The organism is Natronincola ferrireducens, assembly GCF_900100845.1.
GTDB classification, from domain to species: Bacteria; Bacillota; Clostridia; order Peptostreptococcales; family Natronincolaceae; genus Natronincola_B; species Natronincola_B ferrireducens.
This window is the reverse complement of record NZ_FNFP01000001.1, coordinates 767146-785579: the sequence shown is the minus strand read 5'-3', so window position 1 is coordinate 785579 and position 18434 is coordinate 767146. Positions and strand designations below refer to the sequence as shown.

The following is an 18434-nucleotide window of genomic DNA, read 5'->3' as shown; positions in this document are numbered from 1 at the left end:
TCGGAAAGGAACCCTTTATTTCCTTAATGAAGTGAGGGAATGGGGTTATTGCTTCCCTTCCCTGTGCTTCGACCTTTTCATTAGTTTATTTATCTAATCTTGGTATTAATAACTTTGCCTTAAATAAGTCGCCGTTTATTCCTAGTAACAAATCTCCATTCATCAACCTCATAAGATTTCTTGTGATATATAGTCCAAGACCACTCCCTTCAGTATGCCTGGATTTTTCTCCTCTTATAAATTGTTCCATTAGTTCATCTACATCGATATTAAGTTCGTCCTTAGATACATTTTTAAGAGTAAATGAAACAAACTCCGATTCTTCTTTTACTGTGCAGTAAATCCTTGTGTTTTCTAAGGTATATTTACTTGCATTCCCGATAATATTTTCAAGTACTCTTCCTAAATAATTACCATCTGCAAAGACAAAAATATCATCCTTTGGATTAAATATAAAAGAAATATTTTTTTCATGAAATATCCTGTCAAACCCTCCATAAATCTGTGATATCAGCTCATTTAACTCTAATTTTTCTAGATATAAGTTGATATTACCTGTTTCTGTTTTAGAAGCCTCAACTATATCTGTAATCAGCAGCTTCAATCTTTGAGAGTTTCTGTCTAAAGAATTGATATAGCTTAAAATAGTATCATCTTTAAAGTCATGATCTTTCAATAGGTTTGTATAATTTATGATAGAAGTTAGTGGCGTCTTAATATCATGGGAAACATTGGTAATAAGCTCAGTCTTTAGTCTTTCGGATTTTAGCTCTTTCTCGATAGCACTTTGGATATTCTGATCTATATTGTCCAACATTTTCATCGCTTCTAGGGTGAATTCCGCAGGACATCCAGTGTCCATATAGTTTTTTTTATCATCATGAATGTTTTTGATATTGCCAATGATTATACTGACCTGTTGTGCATAATTTAGTAATCCCATTGTTACTATAAGCATTATAAGTACCCTTGTTGTATCTCCACGGGTAAGTCTATAACTAAATAGGTAATTCATAAAGTAACTTATAGCTAAAATAATTGGAAGAGCTATACCTGTATATACTTTGAAATCATTATTATAATTTTTAAATAGACTATATAATAATAAGGTTTTAAGAAATATTCCCCTTCTTATTCTTATAATTACAATGATTATAAAAATAAAAATAAGAGTTAGTATGCTAACTAAGCTAAGTATATCTATTAATTCCTCAAAAAGTATAAACTTGATAATATATTCAACTCTAAATAAGGCTCTAACTAAGACACGTACTATCGCTAATCTTGCTATTGCTATTGTCATTTCTCTTAATAATGGAATACCTATAACAAAGATTAGCGACATATATAAAAACAACATTTCAAGATAGATATTCTCTAAGATGTATTTTACTTTAATCCTCTTCATGATGTTTTTATACATCTAATCCCCCACAATCTTATACCCCATACCATAGACAGATTTTATATAATCCGGCTCTTTAGGATTGATTTCTAACTTTTCTCGAAGATGACTAATATGAACAGATATTACTTTCTTTACATGATAAGCAGGTTGATCCCAAACCTGCTCATAGATTTCATTTGAGGAAAAGACTCTCCCTTTATTTTTCATTAGCAGTCTTAATATTCCATATTCGTTAGGAGTAAGATTAACGATATTGTTATCAGCACTTACCTGCTTTGTTCGATCATTAAGGGTTATTCTTCCTATAGAAAAAACATCTTCTTCCTTTTCCATGCTACCAAGGGCTGTAAACCTTCTAAGGGTTGATTTTACTCTAGCCAAAAGCTCTATTGCATTAAATGGCTTTGTAATGTAATCATCAGCCCCAACATTTAGCCCGATAGCCTTATCTGTATATTCACTTTTAGCACTAAGAATTATTATTGGAATATTATGCTTCATTCTTATTCTCGAAGTTGCTTCTATCCCATCTAGTTTTGGCATCATCACATCAATAATAATCAGATGAATATCATTATGTTCAAGTGCTTCTAAAGCCTGCATACCATCATAGGCACAAATCACATTATAGCCTTCGCTTTTAAGATATATCTCTATAGCGCTAACGATGTCCTTTTCGTCATCACAAACTAAAATATTGTAACCCATAATTTATCCCCTTTGTCTATTTTGTATAAGTAATCAAGCTTAATATTTCCTATTTTCTTATTGTAGTTCTTTAAATAAAGTTATAATAAATCCATCATAATTGTTTCCAGACACTTCACTTTTATATTCGTCTTCAATCTGAAGTGTCTGTACATCAGCAGTTGATTTTACAAAAAACAGTTTTATCCTACTATTTCCACACTGATATTGGTAGCTATTGTCACATGAGGTATAATTTCTTATAAAATCGTGGTATTCTTCAAGGACAAAGCCTTTTTCTTCTATTATAGCACTATGTGGATAGCCTACATAACGAAAATGCCAGGGTTCTTTTGAAATTCCTGTTACCGATTCTTTTCCTTGCTTATATCTTTCTATAAATCCCCATCTTTTCGCTTCTTCTCTAAATTTATTAAATATACCATAGTATGGGAAGTCAGGACAAATATAGTCTATATTTTCTTTGTTTTGCCCTAAGTCAATTGCCATACCACTTTGATGTTCACTGGCACCAGGTTTAGCTACAAATTTTTGTGTAAATTCAATGCCATTATCTCTAATGGAAGTTTCATATAGCTGTAACTGTTCTTGATGTGACCGAAATCCACTAACCGGCAGGATGCTATCTTTGGAATTAATTTTATTTAAAGTATGTCTAAGTGCTTTAGCCGTATACTTGTTTATTAAGTGATTTTTATATTTATAATCAACAGTAACTAGATTTTTCTTAATTTCCCCCTCATTCAATTTGATTGAATATTTTTTATTTATTAATATTAAATTCCCCCTATAAATATCTTCGTTTTTTAATACTATTGTTTTCATGTTGTTACCTCTTTATTCCTAGCTCAATTAACATGTCCAAGATATATCTATACTCTATTCCTGAATGCAGCAACATATTAGGGAATCGACTTCCCGTAGTAAAGCCTGGAAGGGTATTTACTTCATTAAATATGATTCTATTTTTTTCGTCCACAAATAAATCTACCCTCGATAGTCCGGTACATCCTAATACTTTATATATACCTTTTGCTGTTGCCTTAATTTTTTCACATAGTTCATTATCAATTCTTGCAGGCAAATGGATCTTTGAGTATTCTAATGTGTATTTTTCTTTAAAATCAAAGAATCCACTAGGTGTCTCAATTTCATCTACTGTTCCAACTATTAGGTCATCATCCCCTATAATAGCACATCCAACCTCAAAACCATTAATATTTTCCTCTAGCACAACCTTATTATCAAATTGCAATGCCTCATCTATTCCTTGAAATAGTTCATGTTTATTATTTGCTTTTGTTATTCCTATAGAAGAACCCTCCTGGGCAGGCTTTACATAAATTGGATAGTTCACCCTTTCTACAAAGGCTTCTATTTCTGTTTCATTTGTTTGACGGCTAATAGCTAAGCTTTTGGGAACGTCAAAACCTGCATAATCAACGATTTTATGGGCATAGTCCTTGTCCATACAAACAGAGCTTGTAGCCACATTACAACCAACATACGGTATTCCTGATATCTCAAACAATCCTTGAATTGTTCCATCTTCTCCATTTTTACCATGAAGGACTGGAAATACAATATCTATTTTAGTGGGTATCAACATTCCATTTTTTATCTCAATAATTTCTCTATCCCCCTTGCTTGGAGAAATCATAACCTTAGTACAACTATTATCTAAAAACCAAGTATTATTCTTTATCTTATCTAAATCCCCACTATACCTAAACCATCTGCCTTCGCGTGTAATACCTATTTTTATAACATTATATTTTTCTATATCTAAGTTCTCGATTACAGAGCTTGCGGATTTCAACGATACCTCATATTCAGAGGATTCTCCTCCAAAAATTACTGCTACAACCTTCTTTTCCATTGATACTGCCTCCTTATTTAATAACTCCTATTTCAGATTCTATGTCATATTTAATTTCATACTTATTGTCTAAAATTAGCTCTCTAGAAACCAAGTTTTTCTTAAAAAAGCTATAACCTTCCTTGTATATTTGATTATATCTATATATTTTTTCATTCTCTCTAGTGTATTTCACATTTTCACTTTTCACAGTATATATAACTTCTTGAAAGCTATTACTTAGAATCGTTCCATACATAAATTCATCATCGAACTCAATAAAAAGCTGAAAGCTTTCTTGGGTTTCATTTTTCACCTTTAAATCTAACCACCCTTCAGCAATTGTTGCATCAACTCCTTCAGGAATATCACCCTTTGGAAGTGGCATTGTTTCCGCTGAATGGGGATGCCGCTCTACTATAGTAAGTGGTGTATGAATAAATAACCAAAATAGTAGATTGCTCATTTGACATAGGCCTCCACCTTCAAGAGGAACAATTTGATTGTTAACCATCACCAATGCTTTTTTATACTTTTCACCACTTTCTGCATCCTTCGCCAGCATCCAAAAAGAAAAGGTTTCATTAGGCTCTATTATTACTTTATTCATTGTGTTTGCAACTAGCTTGAGATTATGAATTTTATTTATTTGATACTTGATGTCATAACCACTTTCTGAATTAATTAGCTTTGATTTCCCTAAAAAAACCTTATGCTCTAAAAGGTCCTTGGAAATTTTTCTTGCATATTTGTTGGAATCGGTTTTCATCTGAGCATAAAAAAATATCTTTCTTTGAAATTTTCTTATAGGTAATAGAAATGGAAATCTTTCTGTTACTCTTTTCTTCTGCATAACAGCCTCCTCAAACTTATTTGTTATTGTAGTTTATATTGTATACAATAAACTCAATTATTTAGGTTCTATAAAATCTAAGACTTGTCAAAGATTTTATAGAATCCGTATATTTGGAGACCTAGACGCTTTCTTCCTCCTCTAATAGAAAATCCCCTAAACCTATTGGTTTAGGGGAATAAAAATTGCTATGCTATTTTCAATCTCAGGGAGGTCAATCTGGGGGACGATTCTTTTGATTAGGTGCAGTCTGCCGTTCCCTTGAACCCCTATAAAAAAGTCTTTCTTTGGAAGATTTATTGGTAGACTTTTTTGAAACAACTAACGGAAATTATATTTATCCACAGGATAGTATTGTATATAATTTCCTATTGGTTTTAAAAAAACTCCTTTCCAACATGGAATTATTTATTAATTCTTGTCAGAAAGGAACTCTTTATTTCTTTAAGGTAGTAGTTCCACCACAGATTATGTGCCATTGCTTTTTATCTCACAAATATAGTCTTTCCCTCTTTAATTGTTTCAAGAACCAAAATGTTTGAAATCTCCATTTTGTCCACCGTAAGAGGATTTTTATCAAGTATGACAAAATCCCCATTCTTTCCAACCTTAATACTACCTTTGATATCTTCTTCAAAATACTGGTATGCTGCATTAATCGTAACTGCTTTTAAAGCATCTAATACATCAATCCCTTCATTTTCTCCTAGCTTCTTTCCACTCTTGGTAATTCTATTAACTGCACACCAAATTGTTTCTAGCATATTGGGTTCAATAACTGGAGCATCCTGGTGAAAGGTAAAAGTGATGTCCTTTTCAAGTGCTGATCCTGCTGGGCTAATGTGGGCAGCACGATCAATTCCTAAATTTAATACATGTATATCCCCCCAATGAAAAACATGACCTATGAAAAAAGACGGAATTAATTCCAACTGTTTTACTAAGTCAAGTTGATCGATACCAATTAGTTGGGCATGGATTATAACAGGTCGAATAGACTGGATATCCATATCTCTAGTAACTTTTTTTATAGCATGGAGATACTGTTGAATAGCAGCATCCCCATTACAATGTGCCAATATCTGTAAACCCTTATCACCAGCTAATTTGATTGCATCAACAACCTTTTCATCTGTCATTGTCCCATAGCCGCAATAATCATCGTCATCGTTTTCATATTCATATGGTACCCTCACCCAAGCTGTACGTCCCTGTGGAGAACCATCAAGAAATATTTTATATCCTCCTAATTTAAATCCATTACAATATTGTTTTATACAATTAGGAAAATAATCAAAAAAATGTTTATCATCCTTCATATCCATATATGCAACAACATCCAGCGTCAGCCTATTGTGTTCCAAAAGATATTGATAAAATGGTATCATCTCTTTCACGGCAAAACCCTCCTGAATTGTAGTAATGCCATAGGAAGCATAAAGCTGTTGTGCTTTACAATAAGCATCCATTAACACCGACATATCAGGCATTGGCACCTTTCTAAGATACTCAAGAAAGGCATTTTCCTCCATATATCCAGTTAGTTCGCCATCTTTAATCTCGATAAAACCACCATAGGGAACCGTTGTTTGTACTGTTACCCCAAGGACACTTAGACCTGTAGAATTAAATACACCTACATGACCTGAGGCATGCTGTAATACAAGGGGGTTTTCTGGACAGCATGTATCCAAAAAAAACCTGTCTGGATGTCGCTTTTCTATCAGTAAATTATGATCATAGCCCTTTGCGTTAATCCACTCTCCAGGCTTAACATCATGGGCATCAATGAAATTACGTATTCTACTGGAAATCTCATGAAAGCTAGTACTTTCATTCAATGATACCTGTAAAAATGAATTTGCCACTGCTGAAAAATGGCTATGTGCATCAATAAATGCAGGTAACATTGTATTACCCTTGAGATTAATTTCTTCAGAAATATCTCCCCTATTGTTTACATCCTCATAGGTTCCTACAAATTCAATTTTCCCATCACAAATAACAAGTGCATCGACAACAGGCAATTCATTTTCCATGGTAAGAATTGTTCCATTATAATATAATTTTCGCATGGTATACCTCTATCATTTATTCAGATTTTTGCATAAACAGGATTAATAAATTATAAATAATATTTTATACCTATTAAATTTTTTTATACTTTTCACCTTTTATACTAATAGAGTTGCGTTGTGTAAATTTAAAGTATGATGAATTTCCCAATAGGTTTAAAGGATTAAAATAGGCAAAGTCCTACAGCTCTAGCGGAGATTCTTTGCCTAACACTTCTTTTCAAAGATGCTTTATATTCTCTTTACTGATTGAACCTTAAAAAATATATTCTTCAATCCACTGTTCTATCATTTCTAAATTTTCACTGACCAAATCATTTTCCTTGATTATATCTAGGTTAAAGGAGTTGTCCAACGAGATTTTCTTTATTATTTCTTTTTGGATTCCTGGAGGTGTGATCAAGAGAATTCCATATATTTTACAGGCTATCAGGGTTTTAAATAATTGAACCCCCTTCATAGCTTTTCTGGCTGCACCATAACTAAATTCAACATGATCCTCTTGATTTCCTTTGGTTGGTATAGAGTCTGCGCTAGCAGGTATGCTAAGGGTTCGCAATTTCATTAATATTTGCAAAGCTGTATTTTTCAACCCCCTCATAAAAGGATGTAATTCTTCCTTTTGACATAGCTGTTGGTATAGAATATTCGATGCATCAGCAATAAGAATGTTTAGTAAATCAAGCACATATCCAACCTGTGTATTACTGCAATTGCATCCCATGACTGGAGTATAGTCTCCTTGTTCTTCTTTAAAAACAAGGGGATTATCACAGCTTATATTGTTCTCAAAGTTAATAATACTCGATACAAATTTAAGTGAATCTTCTATTGCTAAGTAGACTTTATCATTTAAATAGCAAGATTCATTCTTATCAGAATCCATTAAGCCCTCGATTTGTTTGTGGATTTTTGTTAGCTTTTTAATCCTATCAAAGGCAAATATAGCTATGGATTGTGTCATAGTTGACCCATTCATTTGTGATAAGACTTCCTTACATTCTAAATCAAAGGTTGGTTCTAATCCTGCATCTTGGAAAATAGTTTGTACTTTATCTCTTCTACCTTTGTAGAAAGCTTCTGCTTCCTCTAAACCAGCTACAACCATTGTGCATTGAGCAAGGGGACCAAGATCACTTAAACCAGTAGAGCCTAATTCTAATACTACTGGAGAAATGCCTGCATTAAATATATCTAACATTCTCTGAATTAATTTAGGTCGCACAGCGGAATAGCCTCTGCATAGAACATTTGCTCTAATGAGAAGGGCAGCTCTTGTTATATCTGGGTCAATTGGCCCTCCCATACCTACCGCATGAGGGTAGGGTATTGTTTTATTCCATTTTATATGGTCTTCAAGTGATAAAATTGTATCTTTTAAGTTTCCTAAGCCTGTATTTACTCCATAAATAACAGGAGCATCCTTCTCTAGCCATTTATCTATTTGTCTCCTACTATCTTTACATCTTTCAATAGCTTTCTGTGCTATGTGTACAGAAGCATACTTTCCTTTTATAGCAGATATAATATCATCTATTGTTAAACTATAACCATCTATATAATACTTTCTTTTCTCCATCAATATCTTCCCCCTTACTTTAAATGACCAATACTTTTTTCAACTGCAGATAAAATTACACCTTCTTTGACTAATCTATCGGACTCCACCATATCAGGTGCAGCAAATCTATTCTCTCTTACTATTTTTACGTATTTTCTAAATTCACTTAACGCAACCACTGTTCCTTTTCCAAAACTATAGTCTATTAGTTTGTCCTTTGCTAAATCCATGGCCTGAGCTGACATAAACATTTCTATAGCTAATACTTTTGTTAAAAGGGATATTACCTCTAAAGATTTTAAAGCAGAAGGATATGTAGTACAAAAATATTTATTTCTGTTGCTAAAAATACTTGTGCAGGCTGTATTAGGCAATGCTAAAAGCTTTAGTTCAGCTAATACAGCTGTGGCTGCAGCCTGTATAACTGGAAAGCCATGATTAAAGCCTGGATTTTCACCAACAAGATTCATAGGAAGTCCATAGGACAAATTTGAATCATTTAATCTAAAGCTCCGTCTTTCACTTATATTTCCTAGATCAACCAAAGATATGATCATCAGATCAAGAGAGTATCCTATAATTGGATTGATTGTATAAGAAATATTGTTCAGTTCCTTGACTAAGTTTTCTTCTAGCCACTGAATTGTATCACGTACACCACCGTGTGTTTGAGGTGAGGCTCTATAGCATATAGCATCTTGACATCTAGCACCTTTATCTCCATCAAAAGCACGCCTAGCTTTTTCTGTAGTAAATTCACTGTCTTCAATCAATCTTTTTATGTTCTCAGCACACATAATCTGATTCCTATAGGGCCGTCCTATTTCATGTAATCTATAGTCAAAAGCACCAACTTCACCCCTTATAGCTTCTAAGTTCATAGATAGACATATATCAGCAGTCTTAACCAATTTTTTCGCTTCCTTTAGGGTATATACTGATATGGCGGTTGATATACAGCAAGCGTTTACCATAAATACAATCTCGTCCCTAGTAAGATACATTTTTTCAAGTTGTAACTCTTTGAATACATCTCCTGTGGTAGTATACTCTCCATTAAAATAGCATAGGGTTTTCTCTTCTCCTGCAAGGATAAGAGAAAGTTCGCTCATAGCAGATATTTCATGTTTATTCATATCATGTATGCATGGAGAAATATTATGATTAATAAAGTATAGAATTCTTTCTATGAACTCTTGCCGTAAATCATTTCCATACCGAAGGCCTGCATTCAGCAAAAGAACTAAGCTGATCCGTCCTATTTCTTCGGGTAAAATATTGCCATAGCATAAGGCGTATGTTCTTAACATAATGTCAGGTGTCTCTTCTAATAATTTTGTATTTGATATCACTTTCCTTGGATTTAATAACTCTCCATGGAAACCCTCTAGATTTGTTCTTGAAATTTTAACTTTGAAGGGATTCTCTTCAATATAGGCTAATAAAGCTTCTAACTCTAAGTTCTCTCCATTCAAGCATAAAATTTTTCCCATTGCCAACCACTCCTTTATACAAAATATAAGATACTATCATCTAAATGATTTGCTGTATCCTATGTTTTGTATATTGCAAAACAAGTGCCAAGTTTGATGGTTTTATAATCTGTTGAATTTAGTGGATTATAGTATTCCGTCACGATAATGATTTGTTGTGGATGCACATTTTTTTTGCATACTTTGCCTTTTTATAAAGCAATGAGACTGCATAAATTTTGTGCATTGCATATAATTTATGCTATAATTATTAATAGCTTATAATAATTTGTTAAGGAGAAAAAAATATGTTACTGTCACTTTTAGAAGAAATATTAAACAATGTAAAAGAAGCTATAATTGTTTTCGATGAGAATTACCAAGTTGCTTATATGAATAAAAAACTAAATCTTCTATTTGAAACTACTACAAATACATTAGAGGAAGTAATTTCTTTTATACAACTTAAGCTTGATACCGAAAACCCTAATGAAACACAAAAAATAATATACCATAATAAAATACTCAAGTTTCACAGGAAATCAATTATCATAAATAATAAAAACCTCATAGTCGTTTGTATTGAGGATTGTACTATGGTCAGTAACTTAGAAGACTCTAATTACTGTTTCTCTACAGTACTTAACTCCATTCATGAGGGAATACTTATAGCTGACACTAAAGGAAAAATACAATTTTATAATAAACAAATACAAATTTTTGAAGGGCTTGAGCCTTGTAATATACTTGGAAAACCGATAACAGAAGTCTATAACATAAAACCTGAGAACAGTGAACATAGGACAGTGCTAAAGACACAAACCTCAATTATTGATAGATATCAAAAGTATCATACGATGCATAATAAGGAAATCCATCTTATAGCAAGTACCTATCCTATAATTAAAAATGGTAAAATTATTTCTACCTATTCAGTTAGTAGAAATCTAATAACCATAAAAGAACTATTAAATAACAGCAAAAAGATTCAAAAACGTTTTTCTCCAATTTATGAAAATATGCTAATGGATAAATTAGAAAACAATACCCGTTATACTTTAAATAATATCATTGGTAAAAGCTCTAGGATGATGGATGTCATTAAGAGAGCAAGAAAAGCTGGTGAAGTATTGTCCCCTCTATTAATTTATGGTGAAACTGGAACAGGGAAAGAACTATTTGTCCAAGGAATTCATAACGAAAACCCTATCACCAAAAACCATCCTTTTTTGGCTATTAATTGTGCAGCTATTCCAGAGTCATTATTAGAAAGTCTACTTTTTGGTACTGTTGAAGGTTCTTTTACTGGGTCAAAGAATTCAATAGGTTTGATTGAACAGGCTGGTCATGGGACACTATATCTAGATGAAATAAATTCTATGCCCTTAAATTTGCAGGCAAAAATACTTCGTGTACTACAGGAAAAACAATATCGTAGGGTCGGTGGGAAGGAAGAGCTAGCTTTAAACTGTAGAGTTGTTAGTTCAACAAACATACCTCCTTTTGAATGTCTGAGTAATTCAACACTTAGGATGGATTTATATTTTCGTTTAGCTGTGATTTCAATAGAGATACCACCCTTAAGGGAACGTCTAGAGGATGTTGATTTGCTCACAAATTATTTTATTGAGTTTTTTTCTATGAAATATGGTAAGCCAATAGTCTCAGCTTCCAAAGATCTAATTAAATTATTCTGTAGCTATAGTTGGCCCGGTAATGTTCGAGAGCTTGAGCACATCATAGAATCAGTAGTAACTATGATTGATTATGAGGAAACGATTCTACCTCATCATTTACCTTCCCATCTAACCTCTTTAATGGAACTACAAGAAGTCCATCAAAAAAGTTTACAAGTCTCCAGTCTAGCAGAAGCTCTCTTGGATTATGAAAAAGAGGTTCTATTGAATGCATTGGAGCAGTGTAATTGGAATATTTCTCAAACTGCTAAAAAACTAGGTATTGTTCGCCAAAATCTACAATACCGTATGCGAAAGCTTAAGATTAAAAACATGAAACCCCATACTCTTTAAATATTCACCAAAGAATGAAAGTATCATCTGTTTATTAGATGGCTTACAATATATTCAGGTGGACAGCATCGATATTATATCCCTGTTGCTAAGATGCTTGTAAATTTATATACTTAAAAAGTTAACAATTTCTATTAAAGGTCTGATTTTTTAGGTATATGAAATGAAAGGAAGACCATTATAACATTAGATAATAAACTAGGCCACAATTCTTTGACACTTACAAACAAAGGAATGAGTAGAATATTATCTATAGTATTCTACTCATTCCTTTAATAAACTTTTTTTGATTCATATTTAGAAAATGATTTTCATTAATTACATCTGTGACTATTAACTTGTCACTACGGATTATCCATTCAGCTTACTTAAGTATCTACTTCAAGTAATATTTAAGGATATTTTTTCTAGTAATAATCCCAATTACTTTGGAATCCTTTACAACAGGAATTGTCTTGAGTCCTTTATTAATAATTATATCTATTATTTTATCTAAGGATGTATCTTCTTTTACTGTCCTCGGTTTCTTTGTCATAACATCTTTTATTGTAAGATCTTTGAATCTATTTGAATTCTTATTTAGATTCCTTGAATCAATTGGGACATGTAGTTTTGAGTAGGCATAATAGGATGATTCATTTAATTTTTTATCTACATATACCAAATCCGTCTCGGTTACAATTCCTGTCAAAATACCTTCATTATTGAGAACAGGCAAACAATTTATGTTAAGAGATATTAGTGTTTCTATCGCGTCATAAATACTGTTATCCTCCTTTATAGTTATAACATCCTTTGTCATTATATCCTTTGCTGTTAGTTCCATAATACTCTCCCCCTAATTTTTATATTTATTAATACTTCTAGTTAAAACATAGTATTTCCTCTATGTACTCTATAAAAAATATAAAACAAAGCCCAATTCTGAATAAAAGGACAACTTTTATCTCTAATAAAGTCAAAGTGTTCCCTTCTATAGCATTGTTATTATATGTCCATTCAACAATTAATTTTTCATGAAGTGAATCCACAAGGTTACTTCAAAAAAGTAGGTTTTGATCCATAGACTTTCTTATTTCCTTCCCTTGCATCAACAGGAATAGACGAATTTGGTCCAAAACTGCTACATAAATTCTTGTTTCCCAAGCAGTTTATCGGCTGTTCCTTTTATGCTCTTACGGTATTAAGGAGTTCAAGGTTTGTATTTTGGATCACTCATGGAAAATTCAACCTCACCTTGAGAATTGGTAAGGGTAGCGTCTTTAATACCATTTTTCTTTAAATGCTTAAATAGGTTATCATGCATAAGAATACGGATATCCTCATAATCTCCGTAATCCTTAAGGATTTTATCTGCAAGCCCTTTAATTTCCTTCTTGGATACCGGCATTGTACAATATTTTCTGATTGATGGGCCAAATTCCGAGCCATCTCTTGCTTGCTCATATTTCTCCAGGATATACCGGCCATTATTATCTTTCCGATAGGTGATTGCTGCTGGAATAATGCTACCTCCTTCTTCCGATAAAGTATTACCATAAAGTTTATACCTTGCACTGTAAGTGGTTACAAAGACCTTGAGGATATCTTCCTCCTCATAACTTCCAAAAATTTTTGGAGCTACAACAATGAACCCCCCTCTTTTAGAATCTGAACTATTCTCGACTTCTGTGTCATAAACAAGCTTTTCGATTACATCCTGACCGTCATATTCAAAATGTGGAAGTATAATTTCCTGACGGATGGTCAATGCATCGTACCATTCCTGTGGTGATATCGATTCATCGGTAACATTATTTCGGCCACCCAAAAGCTCTTTACAAAGTAACATCATGATTTGCCCTCGTAGTCCTTCGGCATTACCAGCTTCAAACTGGGTCAGCATGTATTGCAGGGCTTCTTCTCCCCCATATTTCATGAAGTTTTCATATTCATTTTTATGAGCATTTATATAATCCTGCGGATTTGAAGAATTCTTCGGTGAAGACATAATGATATCCAAATTCCTTTCAACATAGAATCCAATCTCTACCAGCATATTAACACTTTCAAACTGCCGCCGAAAAAAATCTTTAACCTCACCTGGTTTCTTAACAGTGTAGGAAAGACTGGGTTTTACGTCATTATTTACCCAAACTTTAGTAAAATCCTTACTAAAATTAAAATACATATTTTGCTTATCACCGCTATAAAGACCTCTGAAAACAAAATGGACTTGATTGGTGGTATCCCTGTCAAGATCACGACTTTGAGAAACCGCCGATTTGTTTACCTTAAGCTTTTTTAAATAGTCTGCAATTTCATCTACTTTTTCCTCATTAAAATCCATATGCTTATTTTCAGAAATTAGCGTTCCATAGGCAAAACGATCAAGAGGTTCTAATGTAAATTCTACAACATCAGGTAGTTTTGCAGTATTTATAGGATTGGCTACAAGTCCTATGCTGACTGCTACAACCAAAGTTACTGTAGCCGCAACTACCCAAAATCCGGGTTTCCTATAATGCAGTACGTTTTTAATTCTCCCTTTTATATTGCCCTCACCAAAGGCAAGTGGACTTCCATTTAAGATATGTCTTCCAGTAGCAATCGACAATAACGAATTAGCATAAGGTTTTTTAATATCTTCCTTCATTTCTTTCAATACTCTTTCGTCACAGGAAAGTTCCATATCCGTACTCATCAACATAAACCCAATCCACACAAGGGGATTGAACCAGTGTATGGACAATATTAGGAAAGCTAACATCTTAACGATATGGTCTTTTCGATGGATATGGGTCTGTTCATGTAGCAAAATATAGCTTCTTTCTTCAACGTTAAGTCCAACCGGTAAATATATCTTTGGTCTTATTAATCCAAGCACAAATGGTGTTTGTAAATTCTTAGCTTCAAAGATATTGTGCTCTATTAATTCTGTACTTTTAAGCTGTCTTTTTAATAGTAAAACAGACACTAAACTATAAATAAGTAATACCATTATTCCTAAAATCCAGATGTATGCCCCTATTTCTATATAAATCTGCAATGGATTTGCACTTGCCCCTATAGTGGGTGCAGGAAGCGAACCACTTATAAAGGAATCTACTACTTCTATCCCACTATTAATCTGGGGATTTTGCTGATAGATAATATCATTAGGGATTGGGATAGCATTGGTATTCCGTGGCATAAGACTAAACATACTTTCAAAGGAAAATGGTATTATAAGACGAAACGCAACCACACCCCATAAGGCATAAGAGATGACTTTGGGAGCTTTTTTGAGTGTCAGCCTGATAAGTATCACAAAAAGGATTACATAGCTTGCCGTAAGGCTCATATTTAAAACAGAAAGAAATAGTTCCCCCATTATTACACCTCCTTATGCTCATCAATTAATTTTTTCAACTCTTCAGCTTGGTATTTACTTAATTTTTTTACTCCAATAAAAGCTGTTAAAAATTTCGGCAAGGACCCTCCAAAGGTATCTTCAACAAAACGTATACTTTGTTTTGCGTAATATTCATCCTTTGTAACTAAAGATGAAACTACAGCATTTACATTTTGAAAAATACCCTTTTCACATAACTTTTTTAGCACTGTATATGTTGTGGACTTTTTCCAATTCATTTCTTTATCACATAGCTTCACCAGATCACCAGAGCCTATAGGTTCGTTCTGCCAAATTAATTCTGCAAATTTTTCTTCGCTTTCTGTTAGTTTGTATCCATTCATGATAACCCTCCTTGGTCTATACAATATCGACTTTATGTTATTAGTCTATACCTTATAGACTAATATGTCAATGATGATTTTTAAACAAATCTTTAATTGTTAATCAAAGCATATAAAAACCGCCAACCAAGAGAGTATATCTCCCGATTAACGGTCAGCCACCAATGTTATGTTTCTACATCTATCTCCACAACCCTACCTAATTTTAGATTCGTTTTTGCTAAAAAATATACCCTTGATATATTCCCGACAACTTATATCGAGGATAAAGTCCAGTAGCTCGCTTGTCAATTAACTCCCAAGGTTCTTCATGTTTAAGTAAATCTTTAGCAATTCTCTTCTCCTTGAAGACTACCACTCTAAGGGCTGCAACACTTCCCTTGTATCCTTTAGCACGAAGTCCTTCTGTAAGCTCCTTATAGGTAATACCTTCTGATCTTAATGTTAGTATTTCATTTTTAAAGGGTGTCAACGGTCCTAGTCGATTTATACCATATTGTTCATGAACGGGGCTATAACCTTCTACAAGATAATTGTTGATACTGGTAATACTTATTCCCGTGAGTTTACTTAGATATCCTGTGATACTGCTTAGGTACTACTATATGAAACTTACTTCCTTTGCCCTTTTTGCTTTCCACAATAATTTTACCCCCATGGGCTTCAATCAAAGTTTTTGTAATGGTTAGGCCTATTCCAGTTCCTCCAGTTTTCCTGCTTCTCGATTCATCACTTCTATAGAATCTTTCAAATATATAGGGAAGGTTATTATTATCTATACCAATTCCTGTATCTTCAATAGTTATTTTTATCATCTCTTTTTCTTCTACTAGATCTACTTTCACACTTCCCCCTGAGTTTGTAAACTTAAGAGCATTTGCTAAAATATTTATTAATACCTGCTTAATTTTGTCCTTATCTCCTGTTATCTGAACATCCTTCTGAATATTACTATAAACTTTAATTCTTTTATCTTGAAACTTTATTGCAAAGCTTTCTAATACCTCCTCTAAATCCTTAGATAAAGAGTATTGTTGAATTTGCAAATTAATCCTGTGACTTTCTATATCTGTTAAGTGTTTTAGTTCCTCTACAAGCTTAATCAATCTAATAACTTCACTCTTGCAAATATCTAATTTATCTTGGGTGGGTTCCCATATGCCATCACTGATGGCCTCGATATGACTTTGTAGTATGGTCAGGGGGGTTCTTAACTCATGGGATATATCAGAGGTTAGCCTTTTTCTTAATAACTGCTGACTATTTAGTGAGCTAGCTAAATGATTGATTGAACTGGAAAGTTCTTGGAGTTCTACTATGTTATTTGGTATTTCCACCTTAGTATCCAACTTACCCTCCCTTATATAGTTAGCCGCCTTTGTAATCTGTAAAATTGGCTTTGAAAAAATCCTAGAAGAGTACATTCCTAGCAAAATTGCTGATATAATTGAAATAATTGCACTATACAGTATAGATCTATTTATGCCTCTAGTAAATTCTATTTCCCTTTCAGATACTTGAAAAGGGCCTATGTGCCTAATTACTATGGTTCCAATTCTTTCATTGTCATAGAATGCTTCATGACTTTCTACAATATAGTTTTCTGCCCTTAAGTTTTGACCCATTATCCCCCTAGGCCCCCTGCCCATCATGGGATGTCTCATTCTACCCATCATCTGATTATGCATCTGGAGCATATTATTCTCCATATAGTGAGTATACACGATATTATTTTCTTTATCCTTGATTTCAATGTCAAAACTATGGATAAGGTAAGAAATATCAATGTAATATATTGCCTCCTCCGTCCATCCCCCATTGACGGCATAGGACTCCTCAATTATCCTGATTACTTCCTCTACCCTATTTTCCTGCTCCCTTTGCATATAATCCTCAAACCTATTAAATACAGTAATGTTTGTAATAATACTTACTAAAAGAATTGAGAAAACAGCCCCCCCTAGGGTCATTAATATAAGCCTTGTTCTTAATTTATTGAACATTTTTAGCCCTCCCGAAACTTATACCCTACGCCATATACAGTGACAATATATTTATTGTTACCATCCTCAATTTTTTGTCTTATGTTTTTTACATGGGTATCTATAGTTCTATCGTAGCCCTCATAATCGTAGCCTAACACTTTAACTACTAGCTCTTCACGACTAAATATCTTTCCTATATTTTGAACTAATATACTCAGCAACCTGTACTCCTTAGCTGTCAAACCCACGATTTCCCCTTGTTTTTTTACCTCCATCTTACTTAAATCTATTGTTAAATCTCCATTAGAAAAATCTAGTATATTTGCCTTTACCTCTTCAGTACCTGTTCTTCTTAAGATAGCCCTTACCCTAGCCATTAACTCCTTTGGGCTAAAGGGCTTAGTAATGTAATCATCTGCTCCAATATCTAAACCATAAACTTTATCTGATTCCTCTGCCTTTGCTGTCATCATAAGTATTGGCACCTTAGATTTGACACGGATTTTTTTGCAAACCTCTTCTCCTGATAGGTCTGGTAACATTAAATCTAAAATTATAAAATCAATTTCCTCATCATTAAATATATCCATAGCATCACTTCCGTTATAGGCAACAAAAACATTATACCCTTCTTTTTTCAAATAGGCTCTAACTACATCTGTAATACTCTCCTCATCCTCTACTATAAGGATATTTATAGCCCTATAATCCATTTCCCCACTCCTATATCTAAATAATTTATCAATAAAGTTTTTTCCTATAATATT

Annotated in this window: 15 protein-coding genes; 1 reads left to right on the top strand and 14 read right to left on the bottom strand. The window is 33.2% G+C overall.

All coding sequences use genetic code 11. The features are described 5' to 3' along the window. Window positions 1-85: 85 nt before the first annotated feature. The 8 genes from BLS22_RS03565 to BLS22_RS03530 all read right to left on the bottom strand — a co-directional run bounded on the left by BLS22_RS03565 (window position 86) and on the right by BLS22_RS03530 (window position 9956). A complete protein-coding gene (locus BLS22_RS03565) occupies window positions 86-1423 on the bottom strand; it encodes a sensor histidine kinase (protein WP_090550404.1) in 1338 nt (445 codons plus the stop codon). Then, window positions 1424-2116 carry a response regulator transcription factor gene (locus BLS22_RS03560; protein WP_090550402.1) on the bottom strand — a complete coding sequence of 231 codons (693 nt, stop codon included), beginning with the start codon at window positions 2114-2116 and terminating at the stop codon, window positions 1424-1426. A 57-nt stretch (window positions 2117-2173) separates the two neighbouring features. After that, window positions 2174-2941: a D-alanyl-D-alanine carboxypeptidase family protein gene (locus BLS22_RS03555; protein ID WP_090550399.1), complete on the bottom strand. Its 768-nt coding sequence runs from the start codon at window positions 2939-2941 to the stop codon at window positions 2174-2176. Between the two features lie 4 nt (window positions 2942-2945). Next, window positions 2946-3995, bottom strand: a complete 1050-nt coding sequence (gene vanG / locus BLS22_RS03550; protein WP_090550397.1) for a D-alanine--D-serine ligase VanG — start codon at window positions 3993-3995, stop codon at window positions 2946-2948. A 13-nt stretch (window positions 3996-4008) separates the two neighbouring features. Then, window positions 4009-4827: a glycopeptide resistance accessory protein VanW gene (vanW, locus tag BLS22_RS03545; RefSeq protein ID WP_090550394.1), complete on the bottom strand. Its 819-nt coding sequence runs from the start codon at window positions 4825-4827 to the stop codon at window positions 4009-4011. Window positions 4828-5312: 485 nt separating this feature from the next. After that, on the bottom strand, window positions 5313-6902 hold the full coding sequence (locus BLS22_RS03540) for an amidohydrolase (RefSeq protein ID WP_090550391.1): 1590 nt from the start codon (window positions 6900-6902) through the stop codon (window positions 5313-5315). Window positions 6903-7158: 256 nt separating this feature from the next. After that, a complete protein-coding gene (locus BLS22_RS03535) occupies window positions 7159-8481 on the bottom strand; it encodes an aromatic amino acid ammonia-lyase (RefSeq protein ID WP_090550389.1) in 1323 nt (440 codons plus the stop codon). A 14-nt stretch (window positions 8482-8495) separates the two neighbouring features. Next, window positions 8496-9956 (bottom strand): aromatic amino acid ammonia-lyase, encoded by a 1461-nt coding sequence (locus BLS22_RS03530; protein ID WP_090550386.1) that lies wholly within the window; start codon window positions 9954-9956, stop codon window positions 8496-8498. Window positions 9957-10243: 287 nt separating this feature from the next. Between BLS22_RS03530 and BLS22_RS03525 the strand changes: the two genes are divergently transcribed. Then, the gene (locus BLS22_RS03525; RefSeq protein WP_090550384.1) at window positions 10244-11965 is read left to right on the top strand and encodes a sigma-54 interaction domain-containing protein; all 1722 of its coding nucleotides are present in this window, start codon (window positions 10244-10246) and stop codon (window positions 11963-11965) included. 376 nt (window positions 11966-12341) lie between these two features. Here the strand turns inward: BLS22_RS03525 and BLS22_RS03520 are convergent, their stop codons facing one another. From BLS22_RS03520 to BLS22_RS03490, 6 genes are all read right to left on the bottom strand, one after another. After that, window positions 12342-12791: a CBS domain-containing protein gene (locus tag BLS22_RS03520; RefSeq protein ID WP_090550381.1), complete on the bottom strand. Its 450-nt coding sequence runs from the start codon at window positions 12789-12791 to the stop codon at window positions 12342-12344. A gap of 366 nt (window positions 12792-13157) precedes the next feature. Then, on the bottom strand, window positions 13158-15317 hold the full coding sequence (locus BLS22_RS15345; RefSeq protein WP_244269448.1) for a M56 family metallopeptidase: 2160 nt from the start codon (window positions 15315-15317) through the stop codon (window positions 13158-13160). A 2-nt stretch (window positions 15318-15319) separates the two neighbouring features. Then, complete coding sequence (locus BLS22_RS03505) at window positions 15320-15682, bottom strand: BlaI/MecI/CopY family transcriptional regulator (RefSeq protein WP_090550379.1); 363 nt, start codon at window positions 15680-15682, stop codon at window positions 15320-15322. Window positions 15683-15902: 220 nt separating this feature from the next. Further along, on the bottom strand, window positions 15903-16154 hold the full coding sequence (locus tag BLS22_RS03500) for a hypothetical protein (RefSeq protein WP_090550376.1): 252 nt from the start codon (window positions 16152-16154) through the stop codon (window positions 15903-15905). A 94-nt stretch (window positions 16155-16248) separates the two neighbouring features. Next, window positions 16249-17685, bottom strand: coding sequence for a sensor histidine kinase (locus tag BLS22_RS03495; RefSeq protein ID WP_090550373.1), 1437 nt, complete (start codon window positions 17683-17685; stop codon window positions 16249-16251). Between the two features lie 2 nt (window positions 17686-17687). Then, window positions 17688-18380: a response regulator transcription factor gene (locus BLS22_RS03490; RefSeq protein WP_176762038.1), complete on the bottom strand. Its 693-nt coding sequence runs from the start codon at window positions 18378-18380 to the stop codon at window positions 17688-17690. Window positions 18381-18434 lie beyond the last annotated feature (54 nt).

Coding starts and splice junctions, on each gene's coding strand:
- BLS22_RS03540 (WP_090550391.1), bottom strand. CDS start 6,902: ATGCGAAAATTATATTATAATGGAACAATTCTTACCATGGAAAATGAA.
- vanW (WP_090550394.1), bottom strand. CDS start 4,827: ATGCAGAAGAAAAGAGTAACAGAAAGATTTCCATTTCTATTACCTATA.
- BLS22_RS03535 (WP_090550389.1), bottom strand. CDS start 8,481: ATGGAGAAAAGAAAGTATTATATAGATGGTTATAGTTTAACAATAGAT.
- BLS22_RS03505 (WP_090550379.1), bottom strand. CDS start 15,682: ATGAATGGATACAAACTAACAGAAAGCGAAGAAAAATTTGCAGAATTA.
- BLS22_RS03520 (WP_090550381.1), bottom strand. CDS start 12,791: ATGGAACTAACAGCAAAGGATATAATGACAAAGGATGTTATAACTATA.
- BLS22_RS03495 (WP_090550373.1), bottom strand. CDS start 17,685: ATGTTCAATAAATTAAGAACAAGGCTTATATTAATGACCCTAGGGGGG.
- BLS22_RS03555 (WP_090550399.1), bottom strand. CDS start 2,941: ATGAAAACAATAGTATTAAAAAACGAAGATATTTATAGGGGGAATTTA.
- BLS22_RS03560 (WP_090550402.1), bottom strand. CDS start 2,116: ATGGGTTACAATATTTTAGTTTGTGATGACGAAAAGGACATCGTTAGC.
- BLS22_RS15345 (WP_244269448.1), bottom strand. CDS start 15,317: ATGGGGGAACTATTTCTTTCTGTTTTAAATATGAGCCTTACGGCAAGC.
- BLS22_RS03565 (WP_090550404.1), bottom strand. CDS start 1,423: ATGTATAAAAACATCATGAAGAGGATTAAAGTAAAATACATCTTAGAG.
- BLS22_RS03490 (WP_176762038.1), bottom strand. CDS start 18,380: ATGGATTATAGGGCTATAAATATCCTTATAGTAGAGGATGAGGAGAGT.
- BLS22_RS03525 (WP_090550384.1), top strand. CDS start 10,244: ATGTTACTGTCACTTTTAGAAGAAATATTAAACAATGTAAAAGAAGCT.
- BLS22_RS03530 (WP_090550386.1), bottom strand. CDS start 9,956: ATGGGAAAAATTTTATGCTTGAATGGAGAGAACTTAGAGTTAGAAGCT.
- vanG (WP_090550397.1), bottom strand. CDS start 3,995: ATGGAAAAGAAGGTTGTAGCAGTAATTTTTGGAGGAGAATCCTCTGAA.